Origin of the sequence: Paenibacillus sp. GCM10027628, from assembly GCF_042676385.1 — a bacterium.
Lineage (GTDB): Bacteria > Bacillota > Bacilli > Paenibacillales > NBRC-103111 > Paenibacillus_E.
Genome location: NZ_JBHTHA010000002.1, coordinates 850,081 through 867,799 on the forward strand (window position 1 = coordinate 850,081; position 17,719 = coordinate 867,799).

Annotated in this window: 13 protein-coding genes; 6 read left to right on the forward strand and 7 right to left on the reverse strand. The window is 47.6% G+C overall.

Translation table 11 applies throughout. From position 1 onward, the window contains the following. Window positions 1–297 precede the first annotated feature (297 nt). The 3 genes from ACFQZT_RS04820 (at window position 298) to ACFQZT_RS04830 (ending at window position 3,859) form a co-directional block, all read left to right on the forward strand. Window positions 298–1,905 carry an ABC transporter substrate-binding protein gene (locus ACFQZT_RS04820; RefSeq protein ID WP_379297963.1) on the forward strand — a complete coding sequence of 536 codons (1,608 nt, stop codon included), beginning with the start codon at window positions 298–300 and terminating at the stop codon, window positions 1,903–1,905. Between the two features lie 177 nt (window positions 1,906–2,082). Continuing rightward, window positions 2,083–2,940: an ABC transporter permease gene (locus ACFQZT_RS04825; RefSeq protein WP_379297965.1), complete on the forward strand. Its 858-nt coding sequence runs from the start codon at window positions 2,083–2,085 to the stop codon at window positions 2,938–2,940. Window positions 2,941–2,965: 25 nt separating this feature from the next. Next, on the forward strand, window positions 2,966–3,859 hold the full coding sequence (locus tag ACFQZT_RS04830) for a carbohydrate ABC transporter permease (protein ID WP_379297084.1): 894 nt from the start codon (window positions 2,966–2,968) through the stop codon (window positions 3,857–3,859). Between the two features lie 85 nt (window positions 3,860–3,944). Here ACFQZT_RS04830 and ACFQZT_RS04835 read toward each other — a convergent pair whose 3' ends face one another. From ACFQZT_RS04835 to ACFQZT_RS04850, 4 genes are all read right to left on the reverse strand, one after another. Then, the gene (locus ACFQZT_RS04835) at window positions 3,945–4,169 is read right to left on the reverse strand and encodes a hypothetical protein (protein WP_379297086.1); all 225 of its coding nucleotides are present in this window, start codon (window positions 4,167–4,169) and stop codon (window positions 3,945–3,947) included. 130 nt (window positions 4,170–4,299) lie between these two features. Then, window positions 4,300–5,088, reverse strand: coding sequence for a Nif3-like dinuclear metal center hexameric protein (locus tag ACFQZT_RS04840; RefSeq protein WP_379297088.1), 789 nt, complete (start codon window positions 5,086–5,088; stop codon window positions 4,300–4,302). A gap of 28 nt (window positions 5,089–5,116) precedes the next feature. After that, window positions 5,117–7,189, reverse strand: coding sequence for an alpha-glucuronidase family glycosyl hydrolase (locus ACFQZT_RS04845; RefSeq protein WP_379297090.1), 2,073 nt, complete (start codon window positions 7,187–7,189; stop codon window positions 5,117–5,119). Further along, complete coding sequence (locus tag ACFQZT_RS04850) at window positions 7,186–9,336, reverse strand: glycoside hydrolase family 52 protein (RefSeq protein ID WP_379297092.1); 2,151 nt, start codon at window positions 9,334–9,336, stop codon at window positions 7,186–7,188. Before ACFQZT_RS04850 ends, ACFQZT_RS04845 begins: the two co-directional genes overlap by 4 nt. A 172-nt stretch (window positions 9,337–9,508) precedes the next feature. Here ACFQZT_RS04850 and ACFQZT_RS04855 point away from each other — a divergent pair, with 172 nt between their 5' ends. After that, on the forward strand, window positions 9,509–10,420 hold the full coding sequence (locus ACFQZT_RS04855; protein ID WP_379297094.1) for an AraC family transcriptional regulator: 912 nt from the start codon (window positions 9,509–9,511) through the stop codon (window positions 10,418–10,420). A gap of 561 nt (window positions 10,421–10,981) precedes the next feature. On the opposite strand, the gene ACFQZT_RS04860 is transcribed toward ACFQZT_RS04855, so the two are convergent. From ACFQZT_RS04860 to ACFQZT_RS04870, 3 genes are read right to left on the reverse strand one after another with little or no spacing between them, the layout of a single operon-like run. After that, on the reverse strand, window positions 10,982–12,403 hold the full coding sequence (locus ACFQZT_RS04860; protein ID WP_379297096.1) for an NAD-dependent malic enzyme: 1,422 nt from the start codon (window positions 12,401–12,403) through the stop codon (window positions 10,982–10,984). 57 nt (window positions 12,404–12,460) lie between these two features. Next, a complete protein-coding gene (aspA, locus tag ACFQZT_RS04865; RefSeq protein ID WP_379297098.1) occupies window positions 12,461–13,882 on the reverse strand; it encodes an aspartate ammonia-lyase in 1,422 nt (473 codons plus the stop codon). 24 nt (window positions 13,883–13,906) lie between these two features. After that, window positions 13,907–15,172, reverse strand: coding sequence for a cation:dicarboxylate symporter family transporter (locus ACFQZT_RS04870; RefSeq protein WP_379297100.1), 1,266 nt, complete (start codon window positions 15,170–15,172; stop codon window positions 13,907–13,909). A gap of 270 nt (window positions 15,173–15,442) precedes the next feature. Between ACFQZT_RS04870 and ACFQZT_RS04875 the strand changes: the two genes are divergently transcribed. Then, a complete protein-coding gene (locus ACFQZT_RS04875) occupies window positions 15,443–16,714 on the forward strand; it encodes an ATP-binding protein (RefSeq protein ID WP_379297102.1) in 1,272 nt (423 codons plus the stop codon). A gap of 4 nt (window positions 16,715–16,718) precedes the next feature. Continuing rightward, window positions 16,719–17,642 carry a DNA-binding domain-containing protein gene (locus ACFQZT_RS04880; RefSeq protein ID WP_379297104.1) on the forward strand — a complete coding sequence of 308 codons (924 nt, stop codon included), beginning with the start codon at window positions 16,719–16,721 and terminating at the stop codon, window positions 17,640–17,642. The last annotated feature ends 77 nt before the right edge of the window (window positions 17,643–17,719 follow it).

A 17,719-nucleotide genomic window follows, 5' to 3' on the forward strand; every position in this document is an offset into this window, starting at 1 on the left:
CTACTCGTTGTCAGACAGCGTGGTAGCCGTTTTTTTTCGTAAAAGTTGCCAACAATACTCATTTTTTGAAGATATGCAATTTTTGAAATTCGCCTGTTAAGATGCCCCTGAAACGGCTTTCAAACGATTTTGTTAAGCGTTTTCAAAAAATGGGCATTCATCAAAAACTGAACGTTTACGCCTCCTCCAGCGAAGATTAAAGTTAGGGTGGAATCGGCAAGGCTTTGCAAGTTACCAACATTTAATGGGGGGATGATGACAGTGCGTAAAAAGTTGGCAGTTGTACTATCGTTGTTCATGGTTTCTGCTGTTGTAATGGCAGGCTGCAGTGATTCTGGATCCAATGTCGGAGGTGAAACCGGAGGAACCAGCAGCTCCGGTTCGGGAAATGCAAGTAAAAGCGGTGCTAAAGTACAATTAACCGCCATAATGGTCAAGCACCCGCTTACCAAGCCGCTTGCTGAAATGGAATGGCTGAAAAAAGTGGAAGAAGAAGCAGGCGTTGAAATCAAGTGGCAGGAGATTACGGCAGACTGGGGACAGAAAAAGGGTACCATGCTTGCCAGCGGTGATGTTCCGGATTTATTTGTTGGTCCTAATGTCATTACGGACGCCGATTTTGCGCAATTTCAAGGCCTTTTCCAAGACTTGACAGATTTGGTCAACAAGGACGCTCCGAATGTTCAATTGATGTTTAATGATAAACCAGAAACAAAAATCATTGCCACGCAACCTGATGGGAAAATTTACGGCTTGCCCAAATATCAACGCTTTTGGCCCGCTTCTGCTACCAGACAATTTATTAATCAAAAATGGCTCGACAATCTGGGATTAAAAATGCCGACAACGTGGGATGAATTATATAACGTGCTGGTTGCCTTTAAAGAAAAAGACGCGAACGGCAACGGTGATCCGAATGATGAGATCCCCATGGACTGGCCGGGAGGTATCGGCGGCTATTTCAATCCTGCTGTTCTCTTGGGAAGTGAGGGCATTACATTATCCGATGGAAGCAGTCAAGGCTATTATGTGGAAAACGGGAAAGTAAAAAACTTTCTGATCGACGAACGCTTTAAAGATTTGGTTATATTTTTGAACAAATGCTATGCAGCCGGGTTGATTAACCCTGAAGTATTTACGCACGATTACACGAAATACCAGTCGATTGCCCGTGGCACCGGAGATACGGCGAAAGTCGGCTTCACATGGGGTTGGGTCGCATCGGACAGATTCGGAGACCAGGTGGCGCCGCAATATGCGTCGATGTCCCCATTAAAGAGGTCAGCGGATTCCAGCGCCAAAATAACTTGGAGCTACGATTACAACTCTTTGAACTATGGAAGCAATATGGTAGTCATGTCGGCGAAAACGAAGAATAAAGACGCGGCTATGAAATTCATCAATAAATTGTATGATCCTAAAATCAGCATGCAAGTCTTGTTCGGATCGGTAGGTCCAAATATCAAGGATAACGGAGATGACAGCTACAGCGTACTGCCGCCGACAGATTCGAAAATGGATCCCGGAACATGGAAATGGACGTCGACAATGGCGGATAACGGACCTATGTATATTACAGATGCTTTAAAATTGAATCTCGGCAAAGATATGAGCGAGGTTCTAACGCAATCCGATCCGTTAAAGAACGCTCTGAGTGTGAATACAAAGACCGACGTCTTCCCTAATTTGTTCATCAAATATTCGACTGCGGACAATAGCACATTAAGCTTGAATAACACGAATCTTATGAATTTGGCGAATCCCAAATTTGCGCAATGGGTTACAAAAGGCGGCATTGATTCTGGGTGGGACGCTTTTGTGAAAGAGTGCCAAAAAGCCGGATTGCAGCAAAATATTGAGATTATGCAAAAATACTACGATAGCTTTATGAGTAAGAACAAATAAAATCGCATGATGATAGATGCTATGCTTGCTTTGCGGAAGGCGTAGCATCTATCCATAAGGGAGAATGCCTGGATGAGCTCTCAAATAAGCGAAATCGGCAAAAATACGGCCGGTATCCGATTTGCTAAAAAACCTACGGTTGCCAGCACATTCAAACGCGACCATCAATTGTGGATCATGATTTTTCCTGCAATCGCTGTCATATTGATTTTTAATTATATTCCGATGTACGGCATTCAACTTGCTTTCCGGGATTATGATTTTTCCAAGGGTCTTACAGGAGGCGCTTGGCGCGGACTCTTTTATTTCAAACAATTTATAAACAGCTATTTGTTTATCGATTTAATGAAAAATACGTTTACCATCAGCTTGGCGTCGATTGTGCTCGGTTTCCCCGCTCCTATTATATTGGCATTGATCCTGAATCAAATCAGAAGAAAAAAAGCAAAGCAAATTTTGCAAACGACGGTGTATTTGCCTCACTTTATTTCGACAATCGTTCTGGTCGGGATGCTGAATGTTCTACTATCCCCGGAAACCGGCATTGTTGGATACTTCATGAAGTCTATTGGTATGGGCGATATCAATTTGCTGGCTTCCACACAGACCTTCATACCTGTCTATGTGCTATCCGATATTTGGCAGCACTGCGGATGGAACAGCATCATTTATCTAGCTGCGCTTTCCACTGTCGATCCACAATTGTATGATTCCGCAAAAATTGACGGGGCCAGTAGATGGCAAATGATACGTTATGTGGATATACCTGCTATTGTGCCTACGATGATTATTTTGTTTATTCTCAGCATGGGGAACGTACTCGGCACCGGCTTTGAAAAAATCTTTTTAATGCAGAACGCGTTAAATCTCCCTGTTTCCGAGGTTATTGCCACTTATGTATATAAAATCGGTATTGTATCCAATCAATTCAGTTACTCGTCGGCTATCGGTTTGTTCAATACGGTCATTAATTTTATTTTCTTGATTGCCGTGAACGCTATCGCAAAGAGATTTTCAAATATGAGTCTATGGTAATCGGAGTTCGAAGGAGGGAGAAGACTTGGGTCTATTAAGCAAAAATGGCAATGACATCGTATTTCGTCTTATTCTTTTTGTGCTTTGTGTCTTGATCTTTCTAATCATTGCATATCCTTTGTACTTTATCATTATTGCATCTGTCAGTGACTCTACCCTTGTTTCCACAGGTCGTGTCTTATTTTTTCCGAAAGGCATCAGTTTTTTCGGATACCAGGAAATTTTCAAAGACGCCCGAATTTGGGTCGGTTATCGAAATACAATGGTATACACTTTGCTCGGAACTTTTGTAAATTTGCTGTTTACTTTACCGGCAGCCTATGTGCTATCGAGAAAAGAATTTTTGGCTAGACGCGCGCTAATGTTAATCTTGGTCGTTACTTTGTTCTTTAACGGAGGCTTAATTCCAACTTACTTATTAATAAAAGGGCTGCACTTGACGAACACAATGTGGGTGTTTATTTTGCCGTTTGCCGTTAATGTGTTTAATCTCATTATTGCCCGAACGTTTTTTGAAACTTCATTGCCGTCGGAACTATATGAGGCAGCTGCAATGGATGGTTGCTCGCATTTCAAGTTTTTTATCAAAGTGGCTATGCCATTGTCCAAAGCGCTAATATCCGTGATCGGCCTTTATTACCTGGTCGCACACTGGAATGATTTCTTTACGGCATTGATTTATATCAGAAAAAACGAGCTGCAGCCGCTGCAAATCATATTAAGAGATATTCTTTTATCAAATCAGGTTTTTGCCAATGGTGCAGGCGTTGGCGGCGATGCGGGAGGCTATGCGCAAAGATATGCCGATCAAATCAAGTATGGGGTTATCATCGTTTCTACGCTGCCGATCTTAATCTTGTATCCGTTTATCCAAAAATACTTTGAAAAAGGCGTTTTGATCGGCTCTATCAAAGGCTGACCGGGCATTGAGATGTGATTTCTAGTTCTGGATTGTGAAACAGGCTACCCCCAAGGCATTGTATGCCTCAGGGGTAGCCTCGTCCTTACTCGCGGAGCAGTTGCTCCGCATTCCATAAAATCTCCTCAGCAGCCGCCTCTTTAATGTGCTTGCCTTTCTGTGCTTCTACCTCGTTGAAAAACAGCTCCAGATTTCCCTTTTCCAGCTTCTTCAGCAAGCTGTTCGTTATCCCGCCGTTGTCGATCGAACCATCACTAGCATACTTATTGATAAGCTTTTGCAGGTAAGCGATGACCGGGGCTAGCCGCACGGCTTCATGAGGATGTCATCGATCGGTTCCAAAATGTAATTTTGCTCACATTGAGGCTCATAGCTATTTGGACAACGCTCCTTTCGCATGGCGATTCATCATCATCCGGCATCAATGAACCGTCCTGTTCTTAAATCACTTGAAAGAGCGGCTGATCCGAAATAAAACGAACGGGAACCTCGGGGAATGCGAGCTGCAATTCCCCGGCCAAGAGCTTCATGCCGGGCTCTTCGCTTTCTGCATGTCCCAGCATGATTAGTCCTTTCCGTCTTCCTTGATAAACGGCATCCCTCACATATTCAGGCGTCTCCCATTCCGGGCCTTCGCCGGCAATGATCAGATCGACTTTTTCAAAAAGCGGTATACCAATAGCGCCTCCGCCTCTATAGCCGGCCAGCAATCCGACACGTTTGCATACCGTCGAAGTATCGCCTACGATACGAACGAAGGGGATATCCAACATTGTCTTCACATACTCCGCAACTTCCCTGATTGTCATCGCAGGAATATCAACTATAGATGAAGCAGGGCGATCCTCGATGACATATTGCTTCCAGTCTAACGACCGCAGTAAGCCCTCCATGATACCATCCGGCCGGTTTTCATGTATAAGGTCATGCAGACGGTAGATCGCAACTCCGGATTCTTCGATCAGCCGTTGTTTTTCCTGATAAACCGGGTCGGACTCCAGCCTTTCATTCCCATCCCGATGGTTATAAAATACGCCTTCATGAGAGATGACCAGATTGGCCCCAAGAGCCAGGGATTGCTTCAATATGTGATGGGTTGCCATGAAAGCGACGGCTATACCAGTGACTTCCGTATCGTCTTTTCCCGCTACCAATTTATCCACAGTAGTATCGCTTGCTTTTGCCGATACGGCCAGACGGTTTAAGATGTCTTTGACGGTTATCTTCATACGCTTCCACCTTCCTGTATTCGCCCTTTTAATAAATCATTCTTCCCTGTTTGTCGGGGATTCCCGATTTCCTGGCAAAATACGTATTGATGATGTCCCTCCATTCCTTGGCGTGCTCCGCCTGTTCTTGCAAGCGCTGCAGCACCTCTACATAACGAACATCGTCGATCAGTCCCTTAAGAGAAGTCCAGGCGCTCACCAAACCGGCAGCCTGTTCCGCACCTTCGAAGTGGCTGTCATAAATATGCTGAATGACCGTTTTGCCGGATTTCAATACATGCGTGTAAGGAACATGGTGAAAGAAAAGCAGCAGCTCGTCCGGGCATTGCTCCAGCGATTCATAACGGCTGGATTGCGGTTCATGATACTGCGTTGTGTAACGGGTCCCGGATTTGAAGGTGCGGTCTACGCCGATACCATGACAATCGGCATAATGATACGTCCCCCACTTCGCATACTCATATCCGTCCACGTTCGGACCGTAGTGATGGCCCGGATTCACCATCCAGCCTACGCCAAGCGGAGCTGTATATTTCTCGTAAATGCTCCATGAATGGAGCAGCATATCCAAAATTATATTTTGCACTTGAGGGGCTGTGCCGAAGGTTATCGCAATCCATTCCTTGGCGATTTCTTCCGAGGAGAGGCACGGGTTCCACGCCAAACGCCCAAATCCGTACAAATTCGCCTGTGCCAGCACGTGACCCGTCCAGTTCATGTCGTCTCCGATATTGGATACGGCGGCGATACCGCCGTAAGTCCGATTGAACAGTGAACCGCTGACAATATCCGCCGTTGTTGAGCCTTGACCTTGTGCATAGGTATCGAAGTCAAGCACTTCTTTCCACTGCGGAACCAGGAAGCACAGGTGCTTTTGCTGCCCCGTATACTCTTGGGTAACCTGCAGCTCCAGCATCTGATTCGTACTTCGCAGCCCGCCAATCAGGGGAGATACAGGCTCACGGACTTGGAAGTCCATCGGCCCGTTTTTAATTTGCAGAATAACATTGTCATGAAACTTCCCATCCAGCGGGGTGAAATGAGCGTATGCGGCTTTAGCCCGATCTGTCGAACGGTCTCGCCAATCCTGCAGGCAGTTGTATACGAAACAGCGCCAAATCACGAGTCCGCCATGCGGATGAAGGGCCTCCGCCAGCATATTGGCTCCGTCGGCATGGTCGCGGCCGTATGTGAATGGACCAGGGCGGAATTCCGAGTCCGCCTTCACCAGAAAACCGCCGAAATCGGGAATATACCGATAGATTTCAACCGCTTTCTCCTTCCACCATTGTTTGACTTCCGTGCTAAGCGGGTCAGCCGTCGTTAAACCGCCTATTTCCATCGTACTCGCGTAGTTGATGCTAAGAAAAAGCGTAATTCCATACGCGCGAAATATAGCAGCAATTGTTGCAACCTCCGGCAGCAGCGCTTCTGTGATCAGCATCGTCTCTTGCCGGTGGACGTTCACATTATTGATCGCAATCGCATTAAGACCGATAGAGGCAAGTATGCGGGCATAGGCACGAATGCGCGTGTAATCTTGCATGATCGCATTCTCTTTGAAAAAAATCGACCGCCCCGCATAGCCCCGCTCGATGCTTCCGTCCATGTTATCCCACTGATTCATCATCCGCAGACGGTTATTCGGGTTATCAATCATATTCAGATGATCGATAGCATCTCCGTTTTGCAGCCTCCGCAGAAACTCAAATACCGCATACAACGCGCCTTTGTCCGACGCACCCGCCAGTATCAGATAACTGTGTTCATAAGTTTTTACGGTTTGGATGATGAAACCGTCCGCTTTCAAGCTTCTGCAATGCTGCGGGTCTATCAACGCTTCCAGCTCAGGAGAATGGCCCCATACCCCTAGTATAATGGTGTGAGATTTTGAAGGACTCGTTGGTTGTGCAGTCTTTTGTCCGAGCAAAGCCGCGATTCCATAGCAAAGCTCATCGACTGCCGTTTGGAATACCTCGGAATGAGCCGAAGCAGCCGAAGCAACCACTTCCTGACACCAAATCCTGTAGTTTTTTAGTATAGCCTCATCGTCTATTCTTGTATGGCGAAGCCAGCAAAGATCCGTTTCTTGATTGTTCATGCGCATCCTGCACCGCCCAATTGAGACTGCTTTCCTTGACCCTCGATCGTCCATAGAATAGCTGTTACGCCGCGAGGATAATATTTGCTGCCGATGATTTCCCCGGCCAGTATTTGATCGCTCCAGCACCAGTACGAAAGCTCCGGATGAAGCAGCCAGTTGACATGCGCCGCATCCGCTGCAGCGCCGTTCTCATCCCAAGGCATGTTCATGATTTCTCTGGCAATAAACTGGGATAAATAAATTTTACTCAACCATGAATTGTTGCTGGTGGAGGAAAGCTTCCAGGAACCGTCCTCGAACAAGCATACGCCCGGCGTAAGCACCGTGTGCAAATGCGTGTTGAGCGCCTGCAAATAATCGCTGAAACGTCCGTTCTTATCAAGCGCCTCCTCGCAGCCCATAAAATAAGGGAATACGAGCCCTTCGATCGCAGGGATGATTCGGGAATCGTTATTTTCGCTTATGACAGCCGGAATATATCCCTCTTCCGTAAGCTGTGCGGCCACAGATGCCGCGCACCGGTCAGCCTGCAGCCCGGCCTCGCGGGATAAATCCGGCGCATTTTCGCCGGCGAACAACTTCTCCAGCCCGACGTATACGGCCCAGCATTTTCCAGCCAAATAAATATTATTCCGCGATTGCCCGAGGGACACATCCAAGCTATCGTACGTGGAAATTTCCGCGCCGCCCTGCGTACGGGAACTGTCCAGGCCCATCAAGCCGTTTCGTTTACCCGCCTCGGGGTGATCCCGGTTCAACATACTCTTGAAGCAGCATTGAATGACGGAAATTGTATTCTCCGTAAATTCACGGTCGTTCGTCTGCCCGATGTAAACGAGCGCGCAGCATAACCAGTTTACAAGCTCTTCGTGGCTCATATAAGAGAAACAATCGTTGATGCCAGCTAATTCGTAAGCGGAATATTGAGGGCGAGAGAATACATTCGCTACCCCCATGTCGTGCGTAAACGTAAGTCCTCCCGGATATTCACGCTCGTCGCCAGGGAATCGCACGTTATCCTCGTAACTGTACCGTTTCACAAACCACTCCAGTTCGTTGCGGACTGTCCACGGGTTCATTTTCATTTCAAAGAACAGCTGATCCGCAGTCAAATCGAGCGTATTCATCATCCGGTACTCGCCTTCATTGACGATCCAGATCGGCTCCCCGGATGCATCGAGCAGCTGCGTGCTGCCATAGTAGCTGTGAATCGAATGATTGAGCATGAACCTCTGATCGTCGGTCAACCGCTGTGCATCCATCCAGCGGTCGGCGGCTTCGCATGAAGCAGTCAGTTCCGCAAAGCGGCTCAGCGCATACCCGGCTACTTCTTCAATGTTCGTAAAATAACGGGTGTAGGCGTACGCTGCATCCAGTCCGGACGTCACAAGCCCTCCGCGGTAAAAACAGACAGCAAACCGGTACGTCCTTTTCTCTCCGGCAGGCACTTCCATCAGTAAAGCGCCTGTTCCGCCAAGACCAAACGCAAAATTATGCGGCAGATTCTGTTCCAAAATGTTGTCCAGCGAAAATCCGAGGGCCGGCGTCACGCCGTCATCCTTGGAAGCGATAGCCGTCAAACGCCCTTGTCCGACTCCTGTAAACCGCCCGCCGCTCGTATCGCTAAGCAGGCGCATTGCACTGTAGCGGTCACTTCCTTCGTAGCCGAAAAAGCCTCTGCGGGCTTTCGCACCCTGCGTATTATCTAAGGTCAGTTCGGCAAAAACGGCGGGTACGAGCGCTTCTTTCATGGGCTCTTCATCCGCCTTTCCCGGCTCGGGTACAGGGCGGACAGGCGAATAAATGCGAAACGTCAAGTCACCCGCCTGCCAAGTATCCGTACCTGTCTTGAACTCGCGCGTAATCGCCGCATCCGCAAAACGAAGAATGACTGCAGATTTACCCTTTTCTCCATGCTGTTCCACATCGTAGCGGGCGCTCTCGTCGTTTCCGGCCTCATAGAACGGAAGCGCTTCATAATAATTGCCGTTGCGAGCCTGAAATCCGATATATATGTTCTCGTCAGCCGGTTTCCCGAGCTCTATTCCGAGTCCGCCTTTTTTACCGCGAAATCCTAAAGTGAAGCTGGCGAACGCGCCGATCGGCGAATGATGCGCATTAAAAAACTTGTTTATATGCGACATAATCGTATCCTTTCCTCCTCTAATCTCACCCCGCCAACCAGGCGGTTTATGTTCATCCTAGCATAATCAAAAGCGTAAAAACCATTGTCAAATCGATCAACATTTTACCCAAATCGAGCATTCCGTGTTATGCTGTTCCTATACGATTTCACCTGCAAAAGGAGAGAAAGTGATGGCCGGCTCATTCCCCCCGCCTAGTTTAGGACATATCATTGACGAAATAATGCTTCCTGACGTAAACACAACCGTGAATTTGTTCGGCATTCATCTGCGCACCGTAAGCGGTGAATGGGAATACCCGCTGCACGAGCATTCACAGTTTGAGATCAATTACCTGTTGGAAGGACAGCAGCTAATGACTGTCGGCGGAAGCAAGCTTCTGCAGCAGCCCGGCGATCTGCTCTTGTTCCGTCCCGGCCACGCCCATTCCAGCCGAAGCGGCAACCGCGAGCCCTTTACCTATTTCTGCATCCACTTCAATATCGACGATCCTCTTTTTTTGTCCATGCTGAACCGCATCGAGCAGACGCTTTTTCACCGCGGGAGCTCGTTGACTAGCCAGGTAATGCCCGTACTATCCAAGCTGATTGACATTACCCGTATAGCCGGATCGGCAACAATCACGCAGCGGATGCGGCTAAACTCAGCGATCTTCGAGTTATTCGGAACACTGTGGGAAGCCGTATCGAATGAAGCTGATCTGATCCCGCCTTCCGCCTACGAAAAAGTCGAGCTGGCCCATCGGATCCGCAGCCAGCTGCATGGACTCGTCAGCCAGCATTTCAAGCAGGGGGTCCCCATCGAGAAGCATTACGGCATAGACGATATCGCCGCCGAGCTCGGTATCAGCACGTCCCATTGCAACCGCGTGTTCCGGCAAGTATATGACATATCCCCGCGCGTGTATTTATCGGAGCTCGTCCTTCACGAAGCGAAACTGCTTCTTGCCAATCCGTTGCTATCCGTACAGAAAGTATCCTCGGTTCTTGGCTACAGGGACATCGCCCATTTCAGCCGGCAATTCAAACGGTGGTCGGGGCTCTCTCCAAGCGAATACAGAAAGCTCTGTTCCGTAGACGAATAGAGGCAGGATGGAAATAATCGCTATTCACATTTATTATGGATAGTTTTGACGTGAACGGACACATGCAGACAATGTATATGATTTTTCGGACACATTTACAGAATCAGGACCCAAATCGCGATCTGTGAATGAAATTTCGAATAGAATCGACTGATTTGATGTGTGCGCCGCTCATTATGTATGAGTTTTTCGCATACATTTTGTGGTCTCCCACAGATTTCAGAGTTGTGAACAGTTAATCGACAGCCTCAATATCATCGTTAACGCATCGATCAGCGTCCCATTTGGGCGAACTCGCTTAGGAAAGTGAGCCACACGTCTCCCCTGAAACTATACTTTCTATAAGATTAGCACGAAAAACCTGGCCGATAGGGCTTGTTGACAAAAGCCTTTTTTGAGAAATATGACTTTTAGAAGCCCAACGTTTATGCGGGTTCCCAAACGTCAATTTTTCCATAAAGGTACTTTGTCAACAGCCCCGATGGCCAGGTCCTTGTCTAAACTCATGCTTTTGAGCGATAGGGGATGGAATTGGGCATGGGGTCCAACCGGTCTCTTACGTCAATTGGGCTCTCTCAAGCTTTTTCTGGCGACTCCCGTACGGTAAGCCGCTTCCATAACCGCATCTCTTACTTTTTCCACGACTTTCTGATTAAATACACTCGGGATAATATAAGTTTCACTCAACTCTTCGTCCGTTACAACAGAGGCGATCGCTTCCGCCGCAGCAAGCTTCATCGCTTCATTGATATCACTCGCTCTGCAATCCAGCGCGCCGCGGAAAATCCCCGGGAAACAAAGAACGTTGTTGATTTGATTGGGCTTGTCGGATCTTCCTGTCGCCATGACCCTGACGTAAGGCTTGGCCAGTTCCGGATCGATCTCCGGAATCGGGTTCGCCATCGCAAAGACAATCGGGTCTTTCCCCATAGATTTGACGTCGTCTACGCTTAAAATGTTAGGAGCAGATACGCCGATAAAAACATCCGCGTTCCTGATCACATCGGACAAACTGCCGACTTCCAGGTTCGGATTCGTCATCTGAGCAAACGCTGTCCAGTGTGGATTCTCATATTGCGCTTCACGATGAATGGCGCCATAACGGTCCACACCGATCAAATTGCGCACACCGGCGGCTAGCAGCATCTTCGAGCAAGCGATGCCCGCCGCGCCGATACCGTTCACAACAACCTTAATATCCGACATTTGTTTGCCGATAATTTTAAGAGCGTTCAATAACCCTGCCAAAAGGACGACGGCCGTTCCGTGCTGGTCATCGTGAAACACCGGAATATCCAGTTCCTGTTTCAAACGCTCCTCGATTTCGAAACAGCGCGGCGATGAGATGTCCTCCAAATTAATGCCTCCGAATACGGGAGCCAATGCTTTGACGATACGGACAATCTCGTCGGGATCTTTCGTGTTCAGGCATATCGGAAATGCATCCACACCTGCGAATTCTTTGAACAGCATGGCCTTGCCTTCCATCACCGGCATCGCTGCCATCGGTCCGATGTCGCCAAGCCCAAGTACGGCTGTGCCGTCGGACACCACCGCGATCGTATTTCGTTTGATCGTCAGCGAGTAGGCCTTGCTCGGCTGTTCCGCAATCGCCATACATACTCTAGCGACACCCGGCGTGTAAACCCGTGACAAGTCGTCACGATTTTTCACCGGAATTTTTGGAGCAATCTCAATTTTCCCACCCAAGTGTACGAGGAAAGTACGATCCGATACGTTAATCACTTTAACCCCATTTAGCTTTTGAAGCGTATCTCCGATCAATAGGCTATGCGACGGATCAAACACATTAACGGTTATATCGCGGACGGTGCTCGTGCGACCTGACGAGATGACGTCAATCCCTACGATGTCTCCGCCCGTGTTCTCAATCGCGGCGGCGATATCGCCGAGCGAGGTTAATTCTTTATCGATTTGAAGCCGAAAAATCATATAAGTGCTGGCACCGCTTGATACAGACATGTTCTCCCCAACTCTCTCTTATATTATTTAAGTGTAACGGCTGCCGAAGGCCGCCATTCAGTTCTTTTCCAAACGCTCCGCACCGGCGATTCCCGGGTTCGTCATTTCATACGGATCAAGAATGGTCTCAAGCTCCTCTTCCGTTAAAACATTATAAAGAAGGCAAAGCTCCCGTACCGGACGCCCCGTCAAAATCGCTTCGCGGGCAATTCTCGCGACGACTTCGTAACCTAAATGCGGGTTGAGCGCAGTGATGACGCCAACGCTTTTTTCCACATACTCTTTGCATCGCTCAACATTGGCTTCGATTTCTTCCAAACAATATACGCGAAATACTTTAAACACCTGGTTCATCATACTGAGCGATTGAAGCAGGTTAAATACGAGTACAGGCTCCATCACATTCAGTTCGAGCTGTCCCGCTTCGGCGGCAAGACAAATCGTATGGTCATTGCCAATGACCTGGAAGGCTACTTGATTGACGACCTCAGCCATGACCGGATTGACCTTGCCCGGCATGATCGAAGAGCCGGGTTGGCGCGCAGGCAAATTCAGCTCCCCGAGCCCGGCCCGCGGTCCGGAAGCCATCAAACGCAAGTCGTTGGCGATTTTGGACATATTAATCATGCAAACTTTCAACGCGGCCGAAACTTCCGTGTAGGCGTCCGTATTTTGCGTAGCATCCACTAAGTGATCGGCATTGACAAGCGGCTGACCGCTGAGCTCGGCAAGCAACTCCACGACCCGCTTAATGTAGCGGGGATCGGCATTCAGGCCGGTTCCAACGGCCGTTGCCCCCATATTCACTTCGTACAAATGATCGCGGGTCTGCTTGATCCGCTTAATATCGCGTTGCAGAACGCGGCTGTACGCTTCAAATTCCTGCCCGAGGCGGATCGGCACTCCGTCCTGCAGATGCGTCCGTCCCATTTTGATAATCCCATCAAATTGTTCCGCTTTTTTACGAAACGCTGTAAGCATCTCTTCCATGGTCACTATCAATTTCTCAATCAAAGAGAGAGTTGCGATATGAATCGCTGTCGGAAAAGCATCGTTGGTCGACTGGGCCATGTTCACATGTGAGTTCGGACTTACCTGAAAATTATCGCCCTTGGTTCCCCCGAGAATTTCGATCGCTCTGTTGGCGATAACCTCGTTGGTATTCATATTGATAGACGTCCCTGCTCCGCCTTGGATCGGATCGACGATAAACTGGTCATGCCACTTACCGTCCCTAATTTCTTGAGCCGCTTGTACAACGGCATTTCCGATTTGCGGATTTAGCTGACGGATTTCCATATTTGCTATTGCAGCCGCATGTTTAACGGTTGCCATGGCACGTATCAATTCTTCGTGAATGCGGTAGCCGGTAATCGGAAAATTTTCTACTGCGCGAAGTGTTTGAATGCCGTAATAAGCTTCACCCGGAACTTCCTTGGAGCCAAGAAAATCTTTTTCCATTCTTACTTGTTCTGTCATTGTCTTTTCCTCCTGAATGTATGCTTATGCAGCCTTTTTGACAGACTGTAAATATTGCTGCCCTTTTTTCTGATCGTATTGCCCTTCCCATTTTGCCATGACGATCGCAGCAATCGAGTTGCCAATGACATTAACTACGGTTCGGGCCATATCCAGAACTCGGTCAATACCAGCGATAAAGGCAAGACCTTCGAGCGGAATTCCGACTGATCCGAGAGTGGCGAGCAAGACTACAAATGATGCGCCTGGAACTCCGGCAATCCCTTTCGAAGTGAGCATCAAGACCATAATCAACATAATTTGAGAGCTGATCGGCATATGAATGCCGTACATTTGTGCAATAAATAATGCGGTAATCGCTTGATACAGCGTGGACCCATCCAAATTAAACGAGTATCCGATCGGTACGACAAAGGAGCTGATCGCTTTCGGCACACCGAACTTCTCCATCTTTTCCATCATCTTGGGGAGCGCCGTTTCGGAACTTGCAGTTGAATAAGCCAGGATGAGTTCGTCTTTTAATATGCGGATAATCGCCATCAGGCTGGTACCGCATAGCTTTGCGATCAAACCAAGCACGACGACCACAAACAAGAACATACCGACATAAACGGCGAGCACTAATTTTCCTAGAGGAACCAAAGAACCGACACCGAATTTGGATACCGTTACCCCAATCAGACCGAATACGCCGACCGGCGCAAATTTCATAATTTGATTCGTTACCCAAAACATGGATTCGGAGATACCCTGGAAAAATGCCAGCACAGGCTTCCCTTTTTCGCCGATCGCAGCAATGCCCAGCCCTAAAAATACCGAGAAGAAAATGATGGCGAGCATGTCGCCGGCTGCGATCGATTCGATAATGTTTTTGGGAACGATATTGACAAACGTGTCAACGAAACTATGACTGGTTACCTTCTCTGTCGTTGCAACATAACTCGAGATATCCGACTTGGCTAGCCCCGCCATATTGACCCCGGTCCCGGGATGAAAAACATTCGCAATGAGCAAACCGAATACGATGGCAATTGTCGTCACAATCTCAAAATAAAGAATCGTTTTTCCGCCAAGTTTGCCAAGCCTTTTAATGTCCCCAACTCCCGCCACCCCGACGATGAGAGAGGAAACGACAATAGGAATCACGATCATTTTAATCAATCGAATGAAAATATCTCCAAGCGGTTGCAAATACGTTCCAATTGCCGGGTTGCCATAAAAAATGGCCCCGACAATGATCCCTAACAGAAGGCCAAGCAGGATTTGTAAAGCCAAACCAAATTTTTTCATACATATATCCCCTTTTCCCGAAATTTATAAAGCGCTTTCTTTAAATAAAAAGTTGAATGTCACTATTGTATGAGGAATCTACTCCAATCTATTTGAATCTACAAATTGAATTTATTTTTACGGAAGAATCGTTCTCCGTCGCATGCATACGCCCTGCATTTGGAATAATGAAGAAACAAAGGATGGATGGTCGTGGAGGAATCAACCCAATGTTGTCGAATTGATGTCGAATGATTGTTACGTTCTTATGAAAGGAGTCAAAAAACCGCATTGAGAGAAAAATGGTTCCTTTTCATGCTGATGATTGTTACGGTTCCGATCGCGGGTGAATTGAATTTTTACCCGTTTCATAATGATTTTCGGGTAAGCCTTGGCACCCCTGCCTTTTTTCTATTCCTGCTCTGGATCCGGTCTGTTTCTCCATTTGTCTCCGGATTGCTTGTCGGAACTTCGGTTGTCATCTTTCGCGTTGTTCTTGATGCGGCAATCGGGACGCACTGGAACTGGACACTGGCTTTTCAACATCATTATCCGGTCTTCTTTTATTATTTGACCTATTCGATCACTTTCGCTGCAGTCCGGATGAACCGGCATCATGACCGGCCGCTTCTGCTCGGCGTATTAGGTCTGTTGGTCGAAATCGCCGCGACATCGGTAGAACTGCTGCTGCGTAATTCTGCGTCCGATCAGATTACTACTATGTCCACATGGAACCAGATTGTTCTTATTGCTTTTTTTCGCAGCTTTTTCGTTATCGGTTTTTTCAATCTGGTCAAGTTGAGGCAAACCAAAGCCGCTGAAGAACAACAGCGAAAAGAAAAAGAAAAAATGCTTTTGCTCTTTTCCGGGCTCTACGAGGAATCCATACAATTGAAGAAAACGTTGTATAATGCAGAAAATATCACCCAGGAAAGCTACGAGCTTTATCAGTCGTTGAAGGAAAGCTCGTTTGCACAGCTTGAAGATTCCGCCCAGAAGGCTCTCCGGATTGCAGGGCAGGTTCACGAGATCAAGAAGGACAATCAACGCATATATGCGGGACTGTCTAGTTTAATCACGCACGAGAGTGATTATTTACCAATGCAAGAATTGGCTGGAATCGTTCTCCACTCCAATCAGAAGTATGCGCAGTCGCTTGGCAAGCAGATTGATTTCACTTTGCAAATTGAAGGTGAATTTCCTTTGTGTCATGTGTACGCCACTTTGTCTCTGTTCAATAACCTGGTAGCCAATGCTGTTGAAGCGCTTAAGGAGTCGGGTAATATCCGAATATGTGTTAAGCGGGAGAAGGATGCTGTCATGTTCAGCGTAGCCGATGATGGTCCCGGGGTTGCCCCGAAACACCGGGAGAAAATTTTCATGCCCGGCTTTACCACAAAGTACGACTTATCCGGCAATCCCTCCACGGGCATCGGTTTGGCTTATGTCAAGCAAGAAGCCGAGCAGATGCAGGGAACCATTAAGGTTGGGCCAGGCATCGGCGGGAAAGGTGCCGAGTTCACCATCGTATTGCCCTTAGGTCAAATTGGAAAGGAAGTGTAATTCCATGCGTTTTTTTATTGTTGACGACGATCCGGCCGTCCGTTCCATGCTGGAACAAATTATCGAGGATGAGGATTTAGGAAGGGTTGTTGGAGAAGCTTCGGACGGAGCGCATGTAGATAACGCCTTACTTGCCATTAAGCAAGCAGACATTTTGCTAATCGATTTATTAATGCCTGATCGTGACGGCATAGAAACCGTACGAGAGCTATCCACAGGCTTCGAAGGAAAAGTCATCATGATATCTCAAGTGGAATCAAAAGAACTCATCGGAAAGGCTTATACATTCGGGATTGAATATTATATCACTAAGCCTATCAATCGTTTGGAGGTTATTTCCGTAATCCGTAAGGTATCTGAGCGGCTGCGGCTGCAGCACTCCATAAAAGATTTTCAAAAAACGCTCAGTACGATAGGCTTTAGCAGTGCATCACCGGAAACAAAGGCCTCTTCCCATGAAAAAAGCATGGTTACCTGCGGAAATTACGTGCTATCGGACCTCGGACTGATCGGCGAAGCCGGCAGCAAAGACTTACTGGAGATACTGGATTATTTATTCCGTAACGAAGGCCATCATCCTATAGAGCAAAGCTTTCCACAGCTTTCTGAAATCTATCAGCAAATCGCCCTAAAAAAATTAGGTCCCTCCGCTTCCGCAGCAGACTTGAAAAAAGAAGTCAAAGCTGCCGAACAACGGGTACGGCGAGCGGTGAACCAAGCATTAACCCACTTGGCTACCCTTGGATTGATCGATTATTCGAACCCGAAGTTCGAGCAATACGCTACAAAATTTTTCGACCTAAGCGATATCCGTAAAAAAATGAAGGAACTGGAGAATGAAGAAAGTGCGGCTCTCAGCTTGATCCGACAAAACACGAAAAAGTTTATTCAAGTCCTTTATTTGGAATCAAAAAGTCTGATGGGCTAGTGAAATAGACTGGAGCGAGTCTATAACTAATAAGCCGGCACCTCATAAGGGCCGGCTTTTGATGTGACTCACCATGA

Bases quoted from the DNA above. Each gene is read 5' to 3' on its own strand.
- ACFQZT_RS04825 (WP_379297965.1), top strand. From the start codon at position 2,083: ATGATTTTTCCTGCAATCGCTGTCATATTGATTTTTAATTATATTCCG.
- ACFQZT_RS04855 (WP_379297094.1), top strand. From the start codon at position 9,509: ATGGCCGGCTCATTCCCCCCGCCTAGTTTAGGACATATCATTGACGAA.
- ACFQZT_RS04870 (WP_379297100.1), bottom strand. From the start codon at position 15,172: ATGAAAAAATTTGGTTTGGCTTTACAAATCCTGCTTGGCCTTCTGTTA.
- aspA (WP_379297098.1), bottom strand. From the start codon at position 13,882: ATGACAGAACAAGTAAGAATGGAAAAAGATTTTCTTGGCTCCAAGGAA.
- ACFQZT_RS04820 (WP_379297963.1), top strand. From the start codon at position 298: ATGGTTTCTGCTGTTGTAATGGCAGGCTGCAGTGATTCTGGATCCAAT.
- ACFQZT_RS04840 (WP_379297088.1), bottom strand. From the start codon at position 5,088: ATGAAGATAACCGTCAAAGACATCTTAAACCGTCTGGCCGTATCGGCA.
- ACFQZT_RS04850 (WP_379297092.1), bottom strand. From the start codon at position 9,336: ATGTCGCATATAAACAAGTTTTTTAATGCGCATCATTCGCCGATCGGC.
- ACFQZT_RS04860 (WP_379297096.1), bottom strand. From the start codon at position 12,403: ATGTCTGTATCAAGCGGTGCCAGCACTTATATGATTTTTCGGCTTCAA.
- ACFQZT_RS04880 (WP_379297104.1), top strand. From the start codon at position 16,719: ATGCGTTTTTTTATTGTTGACGACGATCCGGCCGTCCGTTCCATGCTG.
- ACFQZT_RS04845 (WP_379297090.1), bottom strand. From the start codon at position 7,189: ATGAACAATCAAGAAACGGATCTTTGCTGGCTTCGCCATACAAGAATA.